The 16,078-nt window shown below is 62.0% G+C and carries 5 protein-coding genes and 1 pseudogene; 4 read left to right on the top strand and 2 right to left on the bottom strand.

Annotated elements, in window-relative coordinates; all coding sequences use genetic code 11:
- Nucleotides 1-58: 58 nt before the first annotated feature.
- The 4 genes from ELK40_RS01010 to ELK40_RS00995 all read left to right on the top strand — a co-directional run bounded on the left by ELK40_RS01010 (nucleotide 59) and on the right by ELK40_RS00995 (nucleotide 3,593).
- A complete protein-coding gene (locus tag ELK40_RS01010; protein WP_111964278.1) occupies nucleotides 59-784 on the top strand; it encodes a MerR family transcriptional regulator in 726 nt (241 codons plus the stop codon).
- Between the two features lie 99 nt (nucleotides 785-883).
- Nucleotides 884-1,297 (top strand): hydroxyisourate hydrolase, encoded by a 414-nt coding sequence (gene uraH, locus ELK40_RS01005; protein WP_045907932.1) that lies wholly within the window; start codon nucleotides 884-886, stop codon nucleotides 1,295-1,297.
- A gap of 102 nt (nucleotides 1,298-1,399) precedes the next feature.
- Complete coding sequence (locus ELK40_RS01000) at nucleotides 1,400-2,359, top strand: DUF523 and DUF1722 domain-containing protein (protein WP_127729060.1); 960 nt, start codon at nucleotides 1,400-1,402, stop codon at nucleotides 2,357-2,359.
- Nucleotides 2,360-2,504: 145 nt separating this feature from the next.
- Complete coding sequence (locus tag ELK40_RS00995) at nucleotides 2,505-3,593, top strand: AAA family ATPase (RefSeq protein ID WP_127729058.1); 1,089 nt, start codon at nucleotides 2,505-2,507, stop codon at nucleotides 3,591-3,593.
- Between the two features lie 56 nt (nucleotides 3,594-3,649).
- Here ELK40_RS00995 and ELK40_RS00990 read toward each other — a convergent pair whose 3' ends face one another.
- Together ELK40_RS00990 and ELK40_RS00985 are read right to left on the bottom strand one after the other, a co-directional pair.
- The gene (locus ELK40_RS00990; protein ID WP_127729056.1) at nucleotides 3,650-3,901 is read right to left on the bottom strand and encodes a hypothetical protein; all 252 of its coding nucleotides are present in this window, start codon (nucleotides 3,899-3,901) and stop codon (nucleotides 3,650-3,652) included.
- Between the two features lie 652 nt (nucleotides 3,902-4,553).
- Nucleotides 4,554-16,070 (bottom strand): annotated as a pseudogene (locus ELK40_RS00985) (hemagglutinin repeat-containing protein); the annotation flags it as partial.
- Nucleotides 16,071-16,078 lie beyond the last annotated feature (8 nt).

Here is a 16,078-nt window from a genome sequence, read left to right as displayed (position 1 = left end):
ATCCCGTTCGGGAAAATTCGTAGTATATTGAGAGTATTCCTCCACTCTGGACACGGACATGGCTTACTCCATCGGCGAATTCGCCAGACTCAGCGGCATCACCGCCACCACCCTGCGGGCGTGGCAGCGTCGCTATGGTTTACTCAAGCCACAGCGCACGGAAGGCGGCCACCGCCAGTACAGCGATGAGGACGTCCAGCAGGCGCTCAAAATCCTCGACTGGGTAAAAAAAGGCGTCCCGATCGGCCAGGTCAAACCGCTGCTGGAACGCCCGACGCCCGGGCGGACCAACAACTGGCAAACCCTGCAGCAGAACATGCTGCAACGCCTGCAGGACGGCAAAGTTGAGTCTCTGCGCCAGATGATTTACGACGCCGGACGCGAGTACCCAAGGCCAGAGCTGGTCGCGAACGTGCTGCGCCCGCTGCGCAGCCAGGTCTCGGCCAACGTCGCCGCCGCCATGACCCTGCGCGCGATCCTCGACGGCATCATCATGGCCTACACCTCGTTTTGCCTCGAAGGCGATAAAAAAGCGCCGGGCGATAATATTCTGCTCAGCGGCTGGCACCTGAACGACCCGTGCGAGATCTGGCTCGAAGCCCTAACGCGCACCGGTCAGGGCCACCGCATCGACATCCTGCCGGTTCCGCCTGACGCGCTGGCACCGGAAATTTTCCCGGAGCGTAAATGGCTTCTGGTCACCAGCGGCAAGCTCACCGCCGCGCGGAAAAAGCAGGTGGAGCAGTGGCAGCAGCAGGTATCGCTTGAAGTAATTATCCTCTGATAATTTTCTCCTGCGGGAATCTTCACGAAAAGTTGAATATTTTCCCGCGCCGCAGATGCTAACGTTTTCCTGTGACGTATAACTCCACAGGAAAATACCATGAAAAAAACTGCCCCTCTGCTGATGCTGGCCGCGATGGCCTTTACCCCTGCCGCCTTTAGCGCCGCCCCGGCCGGCACCCTGAGCGTACACATCCTCGACCAGCAAACCGGCACGCCTCCACCGGGCGTCACCGTCACGCTGGAAAAGCAGCAGCAGGACAAATGGACCCCGATCGCCAGCGGTAAAACTGACCAGGACGGACGCATCAAATCACTCTATCCGCAGGACCAGGACATGCAGCCTGGCGTGTATAAAGTGACCTTCAAAACCGCAGAGTACTTCCACGGCAAAAAACTGGACTCCTTCTTCCCGGAGATCCCGGTGCTGTTTACCGTGACCCGCACCAACGAGAAGCTGCACATCCCGCTTCTGCTGAGCCAGTACGGTTACTCGACCTATAAAGGCAGCTAAGGCGCATTGATTCTAAAGGAATAAAAAAAATAGTTCCGCGAATACTTGGACAAATTAGTCATGTTGTGTAAGTTTTAATTATATGAACGGGAGGACTACACCATGACGACGAAACCAGTGCTGGGTATTAGCGGATGTTTGACCGGATCCGCCGTCCGCTTTGACGGCGGACACAAGCGTATGGGCTTCGTCATGGATGAGCTGGCCCAGTGGGTAAATTTCAGGCCCGTCTGCCCGGAGATGGCCATCGGTCTGCCGACGCCTCGCCCGGCCATACGCCTGACGCTGACGGAAAGCGGCGAAACGCAGCTCCGTTTTAGCAAGCCGCCTCATGATGACCTCACGCAGAAAATGGCCGACTTTACGGCGGACTATATGCCAAAAATCGGCGATCTGTCGGGATTTATCGTCTGTGCAAAATCCCCAAGCTGCGGCCTGGAACGCGTGCGGCTGTACGATGAAAACGGCAACCGGGGCCGCAAGGAGGGGGTCGGGCTGTTCACCGCTGCCCTCCTTGAAACCTGGCCGTGGCTGCCCGTGGAAGAGGATGGACGCCTGCACGATCCGGTGCTGCGGGAAAACTTTGTCGAACGTGTTTTTGCCCTGCACGAACTGAACACGCTGCGTAAAAATGGCCTCACGCGCCGCGCGCTGCTGGACTTCCACAGCCGTTACAAACTCCAGCTGCTGGCGCACCATCAGGCGGGTTACCGAGAAATCGGCCCGTTCGTTGCCTCGCTGCACGAGTGGGAAGACCTGGACGCCTTCTTCGTGGCGTACCGGGAAAAGCTGATGACCATTCTGAAGAAACCCGCCTCGCGGAAGAATCACACCAACGTGCTGATGCATATTCAGGGGTATTTCCGTAACCAGCTCAACACCCGCCAGCGCGGCGAGCTGCGCGACGTGATCCTGCACTATCGCAACGGACAGTTGCCAATCCTCGCCCCGATCACGCTGCTGAAGCACTACCTGGCCGAATACCCCGACCGGTATCTGATGACGCAAAACTACTTTGATCCCTATCCTGATGATTTGGGTCTGCGTCTGGCAGTCAAGTGATGAAAAAAATGCGAAGGCCCCATTGACCCATAGAGGCCCAAAGCAGTACCCCGTTTAGACGACATCCTCACTGTCGTCTCTTTTTTGCATTTCATCTCAAAGACTGTGATTATATACAGTCTTATTCTGCGAAAGGGGCCTGCCTGTGATCAACACCCTGCACATTCAAAACTACCGCTCCATCCGCGACATGTCGCTGGAGCTTGAGCAGCTCAACATCGTCTTCGGCCCGAACGGTACCGGGAAATCCAATATCTACAAGGCGATACACCTGATGCACAGCGCCGCTCAGGGGCAGTTTTCCCAGGCGCTGGCGAACGAGGGCGGCATTCTGAAGGTGTTCTGGGCAGGCAAAACCCGCAGCGACCAGCTGCGGCGGATGAACCTCGCGGTAGAAACAGAGGCCTACGAATACGAGCTGCAGGTCGGGTTTGTGGAGAAGCTGCCCTATCCCTCGCAATTTCAGCTCGACCCGGTGATCAAAGAGGAGTCCATCTGGCTGAGCGGCCAGCACCGTCGTCCTTCGTCACAGCTGATGAAGCGTAAGAACCAGGCGGTGTTTCTGAACAACGTGCATCACGAGAAGGTGACCCACAGCGGCACGCTGTACGAGAACGAATCGGTATTCGGACAGCTCGGCGAACCGCACCTTTACCCGGAAGTGTCGCAGATGCGCGAGTCCCTGCGTAACTGGCGATTTTATCATGAGTTTTCTGTATCAATCGGCTCGGCAATGCGGGCCCCGCAGGTCGGTTTCCGCTCCCCGGTGCTGGCCAGCGACGGTGCAAACCTGGCGGCCGCGTTTCAGACTATCGTCGAGATTGGCGACGAGCTGCTGCTGATGCGCATCCTTGACCAGGCCTTCCCCGGCTGCGTGTTTTACAGCGACAACGCTGGCGGACGTTTTCGCATGATGATGCAGCGCGAGGGATTGAGCAGGCCGCTGGAACCCGCGGAGTTCTCCGACGGTACCCTGCGCTTTCTGTGCCTGGCGGTAGCGCTGTTAAGCCCGCGCCCACCGGCGTTTATCGCGTTGAACGAACCGGAAAACAGCCTGCACCCGCAGATGCTGCCCGCCCTGGCGAGCTTAATCGCCGAGGCCAGCCGCTACTCTCAGATCTGGCTCACCAGCCACTCGCCGGAGCTGGCGCAGTTGATTGAGAAGCAGCGATCGTTTTCGCTGTATCAGTTGTCGATGGTGGAGGGGGAGACGCGGGTGGAGAGGCTGGGGTAAGCCGCATTCTCCTCCTTAGAAGCCCAACAAAAAGAAACATAGTCCCAAACTCGACATTACTCCGGGGGCTTCCTTCGTATCTTGCGTTCATCGAGTAATGCATATAACCACGATCTGACGGCTGCCGCGATTGCTGCAATAGCGCTTACAACGACCACCCGCTTGATCTCTGGCCGGTCGAAAACAACTTCATGGCTGATGATGAATTTAACGACAATCAGGGCCAGAGAGAAAAACACCAGGCAGCAAACAAACAGGTAGGCAATGCTGAACAGTAACCTGGCGATAGTAGGTTTATTTTTTGTCATTTTTGTTCACCTCATCTTTAACAGCATTGCCGATAAACTCTCCCCCCAGAGAACCAATAATATCGCTAACTGGCGCACTTCCCGGGCCTAGCACAGGACTAAGCAACGGTGGAGCAACCACGTTGACTAGCGAACCAAATATCCATCCAGACGTCGTTCCTGCAAAAGCACCGGGATCCGCGCCATCTGTGAACAAAGTACCGCCGTAAGAAATCCCCAGACCAGCCAGTGGTCCGCGCCCTGCCACTAATGCCGCGGAGACGCCTGCCGATAAACTCGATTTATAATCCCATGTTTTTTGCTGGCTAACCGGGAGACTAAGATTCTTTTCGCTGTTAATATCAAACCATTGATATGTCCCATTCGCAATTTCCGCTATGACTATCCCCCCGACCACTTTCCCAGCGGTTGCAACCGGAGCCAAATACGCCGCGCCCGCTATCATCACACCATCTTTGTAACCATTTACAATCACCTTCGTAATATTTGTACTGTCTGGCATATCGCCTACGACCATGTGTTGAGAGGCTTTAACTTTCTCTTCATCACTCATCGGATTCATGATATTTCCATTTTCATCAATCAAATTAGTGTTAAACATCAGCGAGCCCTGAGACTGCAAGTAACTGCCCATTCCAGGTAGGCCAAACTCATTATTCTCAACACTATTCTTCCCGGCACTAGCCCCAGCCGCCGCACCAGCCGTATTTCCCCCAGCAATCCCGCCTGCTATGCCCGCTGAAACAGATGCCAGCGTACTCACGGTCTGCTTCTGCTCTTCCGTCAGTTTCGACGGGTCTGTGTCCGGATAGAACTGTCTGGCAATCGCTGTCGCAATCAGCTCGCCGGATGCGGCCCCCACAGCGCCTGCTGCGGCACTGTTACCCTGAAGGGCTGCAGTTACACCGCCGAGGATGGCATGGGCAATCGCTTTTGCCGCCGTATCGTCATTAATGCCTGCTCGGTGACCGATGATGTACGCCAGTTCAGGTGCCGACGCGCCCGCCAGCGCCCCTCCGATATTGCCGCCCGCCAGTCCCTGCAGCGCTGCCGTGGCCGCCTGGATGCCGCGCTGCATGGCGCTGCCGGTTCCGTACGTCACCATCACTTCTTTGTATGCCTGGGTATCTCGCAGCTTCGCCAGATAATCCTGGCGCTCTTTTTCTGTCGCGTTTGCCGGGAGTGTTGCGCCGGTTTCTTTCTGGGCCGCCTTCAGCCCGTTAAGATCACCCTGCGTCCTGGCAATATCCGCTACCTGGCTGCCAATTTCGCTGATCATCCCAACCGCGTTCAGGCGGTTCTGCTCTTTCTCCTTGTCGAAGATGGGGCTGATGCTGTCGTTGGCATGTTCGGTGTCGCGACTCAGATCGGCTACGTCCTGCTTCTGGTTTGCCTTGTCGCGGATGGTGAGGGAGCCTTCTGCTAAGGCGGCCTGCGTGGTGCCTTCCTTATGGCCTTTATTACCCGCAGCGGAGATCATGCCGCCCGGCAGGTTGCCCTGGAATTTATCTCCAAAGCTGCCGCCGCCGCTCAGGCTGATACCGGAGTGCGAGGTTTTAAAGTCCGCTTCGTTGTGGATATCGCTGAAGCCCAGCGTCCCGGTATCGAGGCTGTTTTTGTCCGGCGTGGCGGTGGACGCGATAACCGCGCCATCAAGCTGGGTGTGATGCCCCACGGTGATGTCGAAGCCGCCGTCCCCGGCATACAGCCCGGTTTGTTCGGCCACCGAATCAAAGCGGCTCTTCATCTTGTCCTGGCTGGCGTTGATATAGCCTGAACCGGACATGGTTCCGAAGGTGAAGCTGCCACCCGCTGCAACGCTGGTCTGCTTGCTGTCGTAGTCGCTGTTGTTCTGCTGGCTGCGCATCAGCAGGTCGTGACCAACGTCTGCCACGATTTTATTGCCGTTAACCTGAGCGCCATCAAGCACGGTGTCGTGCCCGCTTTTAAGGGTGACGTTTTTGCCGCTGTCGATTGTGGTTTCGGTCCAGTCGGTACCGTTGCCTTTATCCTTGCCGTGCGCGGCGTTGACGTTGGCAAACACGCTGATCCCCGCGCCGTTGCCTCCGGCACCGATGCTCACGCCAATGCCGCCACCGCTGCTGCTGTTCTTGCCGCTGGTTTTTTGGGTATTCGCCGCGCCGGACAGCAGAATGTCGTTCTGCGCATCCAGCGTGGTGTCGCCCCCGGCTTTCAGCTGGCTGCCCGCAATCACGATGTCCCCGCTGTTCGCGCCTTTGTTTTTACCGTTCGCGGTGATGGAGAGATTATTGCCTGCGTTCAGCGTGCTGCCTGCCACCGCATCACTCTCAGCATGCTGCTGTGATTTCGACTTCTGGGTCGTCAGCGAGAGGCTCACACCCATTGCGTTCGGATCGCCGGTGGTTGCCGCCATATCCGCTGCCTGCCCGGCCTGCACGCCGGACAACACCGTTTTGGTGGCCTGAAGGGCTTTCAGACGGCCATCACTTTGCTCTTTGGTCTCCTGCGCCGCGCTCACGGCATTGTTAATAGCGCTACCGACGGTGCCGGAGAGCGCCACGGTGAGCCCGCTTTTCTTCTGCTCGAAGGTTTCATCCCGGGTGCGCTTGTCGTGCCCCGGCTCGATGATGACGCTGTCGCCGCTGAGGCTTAAATCCTTCCCGGCGATAAGATCCGCACCGCCGATATGGGCCTGGTTTCCGGCAGAAATCGCGACGTTACCCCCCGTCGAACCCACCGTACTGAAGCTCTGACTCTGGGTAGTGCCCTTCTCACGGAGATCGTGCGTGCTTTTGCTGCTGCCGATGGTGAAGCCAATCCCGCCCGAGCCCATCAGGCCGGATTTTTTCTCTTCCTTAAAGCGCCAGGAGGTATCGCTGTTCGTGGCTGCCACGATATCGACGTTGTTGCCTGCCTTGAGCTTCACGTCGCCATCGCCCGCGATGGCGGAGCCTGACACCAACAGGTTATTACCCGCAACCACCTGCACATTGTCGCCGCTCAGCAAAGAGCCGGATTCACGCGTCGCGCTGTTCTCCTCGATGGTGTGGGTGGTTTTCTTGCTCAGGAACCCTTTTTTGGTTTTGGTCTGCTCTTTGTAGTGATAGTCGCTTTCGGTTGCGGTATTGAGATTGACGTCTCGGCCTGCCGCCACGCCGATATCGCCCTTCGCCGTCACCTGCGCGGCTTCGGTGGTGACATCGCGCCCGGCGAGGATTTGGGTATTCGCCCCGCTGGCGATCTCGGTTCCCTGCTGGCGTACCGATTCGTTGATGACGGTTTTCTTGCCTGACCTATAGCTGTCGCCCTGCGTGGTCTCTTCCGCAGCCAGATTCACGTCGCGACCCGCCTGCAGCCCGACGCTTTTCTCCGCTGCCAGCGCGGCGGCCTGAGCGTTGATATCCTGCCCGGCCTTCAACACCAGGTTATCGCCTGCGGAAATCGTGGTGCGGTCAAGCCCGGTGCTGTGGGACTCGCTTTTCCCTTTCCGGCTGCTTTCGCTGGTTTGCTCTGCGTTCAGGTTCAGGTCGTTGCCCGCGCTCAGCCCCGCGCTGCCGCCCGCCTTCAGGTCGCTGGCGGTCACGTCAAGGTTGTGCCCGGCATTCACCAGCAGGTTACCGCCCGCGGTGACGTTACTGCCCTGATACGTGACGGACGAACGGCTGGTTTTCTCCCGGCTGGAGCTGAATGCGTCGTTGATCTGATTCGCGTTGACGGCAATATCGCCCCACGCGTTCAGCAGCATATCGCCGCCGGAGGCCAGGTTCGCGCCGGTGACGGTGATGTTTTTCCCCGCCTCAAGGGACAGACCATCCTGTGCGGTAATGGACGCCGTGTTGCCCAGCAGGGTGTCTTTCAGGCCGATGTTGCCGTACTTCCCGCCGGCGTTGATATCAATCTGCTCAACCTGGGTCAGGTTATTGATGCTGCCGTCCAGGCTCTCCAGCGCGACCGTTTTGCCGCTGATGGTGGAGCTGATGTTATTGATATCGCCGATGGCGCTCAGGTTCAGGTCGCCGCCCGCTTTCATCAGGCCGTTGCTGAGGTTGCTGATGCTGTTCTGGCTGTCGAGCGTCAGGCTGTTTTTCGCCAGCAGCGTGCTGCCGCCGTTGGTGATGCTGCCGCCCTTCAGGGTGACGTTGTTGCCTGCGATCACGCTGCCGTTGTTGACGGTGACGTCCTTCGGCGACAGGTAGAGTTTCGGTACCATCACCGTTTCGCCGTTGACGGTGGCTTTCTCCCACCACAGCAGGCTGTGGTCGAGCGCGGCAATCTGATCGGCGGTCAGCGAGACGCCAAACTGCAGGCCCAGCGACTGCTGCGCCGCCGCGGCGTTGTCCATCAGGTAGCGCATCTGATCCAGATCGGAGCCGATACCGTTCAGGTAACGGTTACCGGTCTGGTTGAGCACCACGTTGGAAACGTAGCGGGTATCGAACGCCGCATCGCCGAGGAAGCGGTAATCGTAGTCCGGGTTCAGGTTGAGGCGGCCCAGCATGTAAGACGAGCCGAGGAACTGCTTCTCGTCCGTAAACGCCAGCCGCGTCTCCTGCGGCGCAGTGGACGACGGTTTGATCCCGAGCATCGCGTTCAGGTCGGCAAACAGGGCGGGATCAAGCTGCCCGAGACCGTTCAGTTTCGGGTTGATGCTGATCAGGTACGGGCTTTTCGGGTTGTCGGAGAAGACAAAATAGCCGTTGTTGCCCGACGGCAGCGGGTAAGCGCTGGTATCGACGCGCTGGCCCTGATAATGCCCGACGGCGCCGCCCTGAGCGGTTCGGAGATCGGCGGTGGTGACCCCGGCGTTCGCCAGCGCGCCCAACTGGCCGAGGTTCGCGTTGCCTTTCTGCGTGGTGCCAATGTTGCTGAGAGGCGTGCCGGACGCGCCGCCGTTTTCCAGCGCGCCGCCGCCGTTAAGCTGCTGCAGCGCACCCTGGAGCCGATCGTTCCACTGCGGCGAGTTCACCGCCACGGTGCCGGTAGCGTTCAGCCCCTGTTTTTGTACGCCGCTGCCGATGGTCTGGTTGCTGAGGGTGTTCAGCGACGGGGTGGAGATAACGTTGCTGACGCCGCCCGCGTTAGCGGTGGTATTAGTGTTGCTGATGTTGCTGGTGAAGTTTGCGGTGACGTTGCCGCCCGCCTGGATGACGGCGCGTAAGGTTTCGCCCTCCACAGATTCAGTCGTCAGACCTTGTAACTCATAAATAAAGGTCGAGTTAGCTTTTGGTCCAGGATATCCCGATTCCGAAGATGAACCCCCAGTAGAACTGAGATACTTATAATTATAAAAAGTCCCCGTTGTTCCCGATTGATAGCTCTCATTGTTCAGCTGCGAGCCTGAAAGAGATGCGTTACGTTCACTCAGTATTTGACTTGATTTATTTTCCAGAGTACCAGCATTGATAACCAAATCGCGCCCGGAAGCGATGCGCCCCGCGCCACCGCTCGCACTTACATCAAGATGTACCACTGAGCCAGCAAAGCGCATTTGGCTGCTCTCTGCGGTAGGAACAAAAGATGAACTGTAAATATCGTACTCAATTGCACAAGTACAGTTGCGATATCCTTTGGTTTTCGTATTGCTGATTCTGTAAGACGTTGAAGGGAGACTCAGGACAAGCAGTTCAATCGTTGCATCACCGACGTTTTCAGCCAGTTGTGAAGTCTCCGTCCAGCTATTTACCGAAAGTCCATCACGGGTATTCAGCAAATGCCCCGTTCTGATCGCAATATCACCCCCCTGCGTCTCAATATTCCCCGACGTGTTCACCACCTGGCTGTTCGCATTCCCCGCCGCATCCCGCTGCATCCACAGGTTATTCCCCGCCATGATGTCGCCGCGCCGGTTGGTGATGCTGTCGGCAAACAGCGCCAGGTTATTCGCCGCGTACAGCAGCGCGGTGTTGACGATGGTGCCCGGCGCGCTCAGGGTCAGCGAGCCGCGCGTGCCGGTGAAGCCGTCGACGGTAATATTGCTCCGGCTGGCAACGGTGATGTCGCCTCCGCCCTGCACCGAGCCCGCGGCGTTCAGCGCCACGCTGCTGCCGGAGAGCGTGCTGGTGCCGCCGCCGGTGGTGATTTGTCCGTTGTTGCTGAGCTGCCCGCCCGCATTCAGGTTGACCGCCTGCCCCTGCAGCACGCTGCGGTTATCGATGTCGCCGCCGCTGTTGATGGTCAGGGTTCTGCCTGCCGCCACGGCGGTTCGGCTGGTAAACGCGTTCGTCAGCTGCAGCGTTAAGTCCCCCAGGGACACCAGCTGGCCGGTCAGGTCCAGCCCCCGGCTCTGCAGCCACAGGTTGCCGCCGCTCAGCAGCCTGCCGCCCGCGCTCTGGGTTACCTGGTCGGCATTAATGTTCAGCTGCGCGTTGCCGAGCAGCGTGCCGCTGTTGTTCAGCTGGCCGTAGTTAACCGTCAGCTGTCCCGCCTGGGTGGTGCCCTGGCTGGCGAAACTGGTGCCGGTCAGCGTGGCCCGGTCGGCCACCCACGTGCCGCCGTTGGTGGCGTTTGCCGCATTGAGTATCAGGTCGGTGGCCTGCAGCCAGCCGGTGCCGGTGAACTGCGGCGTGCCGAGCGTCAGGCGCGCGCCGGAGAGCAGCCTGCCGTCGTTACGCGCCTGCGAGGAGGCGGTCACCCGCGTCTCGCCGCCGCCCTGGATCAGGCCGTAGTTAAACAGCGCGGGCGTGGTCAGCGTCAGGCCATCGCGGCTGACGATTTCGCCCCCGCTGTTGTTGGTCAGCGTCCCGCTGAGGGCCAGCGTCGCGCCGTTATCGCCCTGCAGACGTCCGCCGTTGGTGAGCGCCCCGGTGGTGATGCCGAGCGTGCCCCCCTGCATTTTGCCGTCGCTGGTGACGGAGGCCGCCGTGACGTTCAGCGCCCCGCCGGACAGCAGGGTGCCGCCAGACTGCTGGCTGACCGCGCCGGTCTGGCTGAGGGTCAGGCCATTCACGCCGCTGATGGCGCCGCTGTTGCTGAGCGTGCCGCCCGTCAGCGTCAGGTTTTTCGCCGCCCACTGCCCCTGGTTCGCCAGCGTCGCGGCCTGCAGCGTCGCCGCACCCAGCGCGGTGATCTTACTGCCCGCGGTTCCGGTGAGCGTGTCGGCCAGCGTCATCTGCAGCCCGTCGGCGCTCTGCACCGTGCCGCTGTTGGTGAGCGACTGCGCGTTAAGCAGAATGTTCTGCGCCTGCCAGCTCCCGGCGTTGGTCACCGCGCCGGATGCCATGGTCAGCACGCCCTGAGTGAGAAGCCTGCCGCCTGCGCCGTTAATCAGCGCCTGCTGCGGCGCGGCCATCGCCATGCGCGCCATCAGCCGCTGCTCCCCCTGAACGGTCAGGCTCTGCAGGCCGGTCAGCGTGCCCTGGTTGTTAATGCTGTTCTGATGCAGCGTGAGGGTGTTCCCCTGCACGGTGCCGCTGTTTTTAAGCGTGCTGCCGCCGAGCGTCACATCCCCCTCGCTGAGGAGCTGCCCGCGGTTGTCCAGCGTCTGCGCGGTGATATCCGCCCGCCCCTGGCTCATCAGCGAGCCGGCTGAGGTCAGCGTGCCGCCGGTCGTGGCCGTCAGCGTTCCCTGGCTGAGCAGAGACCCGCCGTGCGTCCAGTCGCCGGTGGCGCGGATGTCCGCGCCGTTCCCCTGCAGCGTGCCCTGCGTGGTCAGCTGGCCTGCATCCAGCGTCAGCATGCCGCCGGAGAGGGTGCGCGAGGTCGCGCCCGTGGTCAGCGCGGTGCCGGTGAGCGCCAGGCCGTTCGTTCCCTGCATCAGCCCGCCGTTGTTCATCTCGCGGGCGGTGAGGGACAGCGTACCGCCCGTGATGCGCCCCGGGTTCGCCAGGGTATCCGCGGTGAAGGCGGTCGTGCCGCCGCTCTGCAGCAGCCCGGTATTGGTTAACGCCCCGCCGAGCGTGCCGCTGAGTCCCGTCTGCCCGTTCACCGTGCCGCTGTTGGTGAGGGTGGTGCCGGTCATGCCCAGCGTCGCGCCCTGCAGCGTACCGGCGTTGGTCAGCTCTCCCCCCGTCAGCGTGAAGCCGCCGCCGGAGAGCCATTTGCCGTTCTGCTCGTTGATAAAGCGGTCAGCGGCGGCGTTAACCGCGCTGCTGCCCTGCATCAGGCCACTGTTGCGCAGCTCCGTCGCGCCAGCTGTCAGCGTTTTGCCCGCCACCGTGCCGCTGCTGGTCAGCGTCGTCGCGTGAAGCGCGGCATCTCCGGTGGCAACGATGTTCCCCGTGCTGGTCAGGGCACTGCTCAGGCCCAAATCCAGGTCCTGCGCCTGAATATCGCCCCGGTTGGTCAGGTCGCTGCCCCGCAGGGTAAAACCGCCGTTCACCAGCAGCAGGCCGGCGTTATCGAGCGTGTCGAGGGACAGGTCCAGAGAACTGCCGCTAATCAGCTGCCCGGTGGCGCCGTTGCTCAGCGCGCGGGTGGTCAGCGCCAGCGTGTCGTTGCCCTGAAGAATCCCGGTGTTGGTCAGCTGCGCGGCCTTCACCGTCAGCGCCTTCCCGGCCAGCTGGCCGTCGTTGAACAGCTGCGCCGCCGTCAGCGTGAACAGGTTCTGGCTGAGCAGGGCGCCCGTGTTATCCAGCCTGCCGGTCGCGGAAAGGGTCAGGGCGTCCAGCGCCTGAACGCTGCCCTGGTTATTCAGGCTCCCGGCGTCAAGCGTCGCGCTGCGCCCCTGCAGGCTGCCCGCGTTGCTCAGCGTTTGTCCGCTGAGCGTCAGGGTCTCGCCGCCCGTCACCTGGCCCTGAGGCTGGTTCGTGAAGGTGTTGCCGGACCAGGCCAGCGTGCTGCTGCCCTGAAGCAAGCCGCTGTTCTGCAGGTCGCCCCGCAGGGTCAGCACTTTCGCCAGCAGCTGGCCCCGGTTATCGGTCCTGCCTGCCTGGACGTCCAGCGCCTGCTGGCTGAGCACCTTGCCGCTGTTGGTCAGCGTGCCGGTCACCGCCGCCGTCACGCCCGCTTCCCCCAGCGCGTTGCCGGTATTCATCCACTCGCCGGTGGCCAGGTTCAGGGTGTTGCCCTGCAGCAGCCCGGCGTTGGTCAGGGTGGTGTGGCGCAGGCCGAGCGCGCCGCCGGAGAGCAGCATGCCCGCCTGCAGGTTGCTGAGCTGTGCCCCGGTCGCCGTCAGGGAACGGGTCCCCTGCAGCGTGCCGCCGTTGGTCACCGACGCGCTGTTAAACTGCGCGTCAGTACCGGCCATCAGGCCGCCGTTCGTCAGGCTGGCGGCGGTCAGCGTCAGGCCGTCCCGGGCAATCACCCGCCCGTCGGCATCGTTGCTGGCCTGGCGGGTCAGGTTCAGCAGCAGCGCGGTGGCGCTGAGCTCGCCGCTGTTGGCCAGCGTTTCACCGTTAAGCGTGAGCGTTCCGCCGCTGCGCAGCGCGCCCCGGTTAGTGAGGTCTGCCACGCCGAGCGTCAGCGCCGAGTCCCCCCCGACGGTGCCCTGGTTCTCCAGGCTGTCCGCCGTGATGTGCAGGTCGCCGGCCGCAATATTGCCCGCGTTAGCAAACGCAGTGCCGTTCAGGGTGAGCCGGTCGTCCGCCAGCAGGCGTCCGCTGTTGGTCAGGCTGAGGTAGTCGCTGCTCAGGCTGACGCCGTTGATTTCACCCTGGTTTGTCAGCGTGTCGCCTTTAATGCGCAGCGTGCCGTCGGTAGTGATAAGCCCGCTGTTAGACAGCACCGGAACGTTCAGCGTTAAATCCTGCGTGCTGTAGACCGATCCGCCCGCGAGGTTCGTGAGCGACCCGGTCTTCAGGTCGAGCAGGGTGGTTCCCTGCAGCAGCCCGCCGTTCTCCACCGAGGCACCGTCCAGCGCCAGCGTACCGGCAACCAGCGTACCGCTGCTGGTGATGCGCCCGGGGGCCGTCAGGGTCATGCGGTCCGCTTTTGCGACGCCGGAGTGAAGGATGTTCTGTCCGCTGAGGCTGAGGGTGCCGGCGGTGAGCTCGCCGCCGCTGGTCAGGTCGCCGGTTGCGTTAAAACTCAGCGCGTTACCGGTGGATTTCCCGGCGTGCGCAAGGGTGCCCGCCGTCACCGACAGGGCGCCTTTCGCCGCCTGCGTGCCGTTCAGCGCGGCATTCTGCGCCTGCAGGGTAAGCCCCTGCCCGCTCTGCAGGTGCGCATCCTGGCCGGTGGTCAGGTCGCCGGTGCTGACGGTTAAGGCCCCCGCCGCGTCCGTCTGCCCGTTCAGGCTGGCGCTGCGGGTCGCGGTAATCTGTACGTTACCCTGGCTGGTGGTGCGGGACGCCTGACCGCTGGTCAGGGTGCCGGCCTGCGCCGTCAGCGCCGTCGCGCCGGACAGGGTGCCGTTCTGCTCAAGCGCGTCTGCCGTCACGCTCATAACCCCGTCAGCCAGCAGGCTGCCGCTGTTACGCAGGGTCTGCTGCGCCGTGACGTTCGCGTTGTCTTTCGCGCTGAGCGTACCCCGCTGCTCCAGGGTACCGGCGCTCAGCGCCAGGTTACCGGCGCTCTGCAGGGTACCGCTGTTAGTGACCGTCTGCCCCTTCAGGGTGACGTCGTTACCCTGCGCCGTGCCGCCGTTCGTCAGCTCTCCCGCGTTCACGTCCAGGCGGCCTTTCGCCGCCAGCTGGCCGCTGCTGGACACCCTGTCGCCGGAGAGCGCAATGTCGCGCCCCGCATTCACCTGCCCCTGGTTACTGACGGCGCTGCCCGTCAGGCGGACATCGCCCGCGGCATCGGCCCGGCTCTGGCCGTCCAGGACTATTTGCCCGCCGCTCAGGGCCAGATTTTCTCCTGCCGAGACCGCGCTGGCCGTGGAGGACAGCGTGCCGCCGCTGCTGAGCGTCGCGCGGGTATTGCTTCCGCTGCGGGTATTCGTCAGCGTGATATCCTTCCCGGCCGCCACGCTGAGCGCGCCTTTGCTGGTGACGCTGCCGCCGCGCTGCGTCAGGCTGCCGCCGGTGGACAGCGTGGTGTCGGCCTGGCCTGTCAGAGTCGCATCCGCAAGCGCCATTCCCTGTTTGCTCGTGACGGTTAGCGCCCCGCCCTGTGCCGACACGCCGCCGCCGTTTACGGTCAGGGTATCTTTACTGTCCAGAGTCGCCGCACCGCGGGAGACCAGGGAGGTATTGCTGAGCGTCATCCCCTGCCCGCTGCTCACCGACAGCGCGCCCGCGCTGTTTGTCCCGCCGCCTGTCGTCTGCACTTTCCCCGCAGCGGAAAGGCGCATATCGCCCTGGCTGGCGAGCGTGCTGTTACTGAGCTCCACATCCCGCGAGCTGGCCACGTTCAGCGCCCCCCCGGCCTGATGGCTGCCGCTGAGGGCCACCCCCGCGCCGTTCGCGCTAATCGAGCCGCTGGCCAGGCTGTTCGTGACCGTCAGTTTCCCGCCCGCGTCCAGCTGAATGTCGCCCTGGCGCGCGGTGAGGTTGCCGAGGTTCACCCCCACGCCCGTCTCGCTGGAGACCAGGCGGATACGGTTGGCATACATCCCGCCGAGCGCGCCGGTATCCACGGCCACCACGGGCGCGGCGCCCTCACCGGCAACCGGCCTGACGCTGCCGTCTGCCCCCACGCGGTTCGCCCCTGCGGTCACCGTCAGGTCGTTCGCGTGGATCGCGGCGTTCACTTCCGTCGCGCGCGCAATAATCGACAGCGCGTCGCTCTTGCTGGCATCCAGCCCCTGGCCTTCAACCGTGATGGCCCCTTTCGTCACCTCCAGCGCCAGCAGGTTACCGCTGGCGTCGAACTGCGGTTTCCCCGTGGTCAGGGTGACGTTCGGGGTGTTGATAAATCCGCACCCGTTACAGGTAATGCCGTACGGGTTGGCCACCATGACGTTTGCTGCTTTACCGGCAACTTCCGTGTAGCCCTGCAGCTGCGAGCGGCTGGCACCCGTGACTTCGTTGATAATGCCTTTCGCTTCCCGCCCGGCCTGCAGGTTGGGGTTGTTCTGGATAAGCCCGCCCAGCTGGGTCTGGGTTAAACGGTCCGTACCGTTGTTGAGGATAAGCCCCTCTTTGCCGACGTTATACTCACCGAACTGGTTATGCGAGATACCCGCCCCGTTGGGCGTGGCGATGTTGACGACCGGCACCCCGTTCCCCGCCCGATCGACCGTGGTCTGCCCGGTCGGCGTGAGCGCCGCCGCGACGGCAGGCGCCATCGGCTGCCAGACCATCAGGCCGCAGACAATCCAGCTGATCAGACGCTGTGAGAAACGAACGGGTGGGTGACGGGTATCCATAGTCGTAG

Origin of the sequence: Enterobacter sp. N18-03635 (assembly GCF_004006055.1) — a bacterium.
Taxonomy (GTDB): domain Bacteria; phylum Pseudomonadota; class Gammaproteobacteria; order Enterobacterales; family Enterobacteriaceae; genus Enterobacter; species Enterobacter vonholyi.
Note: the sequence above shows the minus strand (reverse complement) of the source record. Positions and strands in the feature narration are given on the sequence as shown.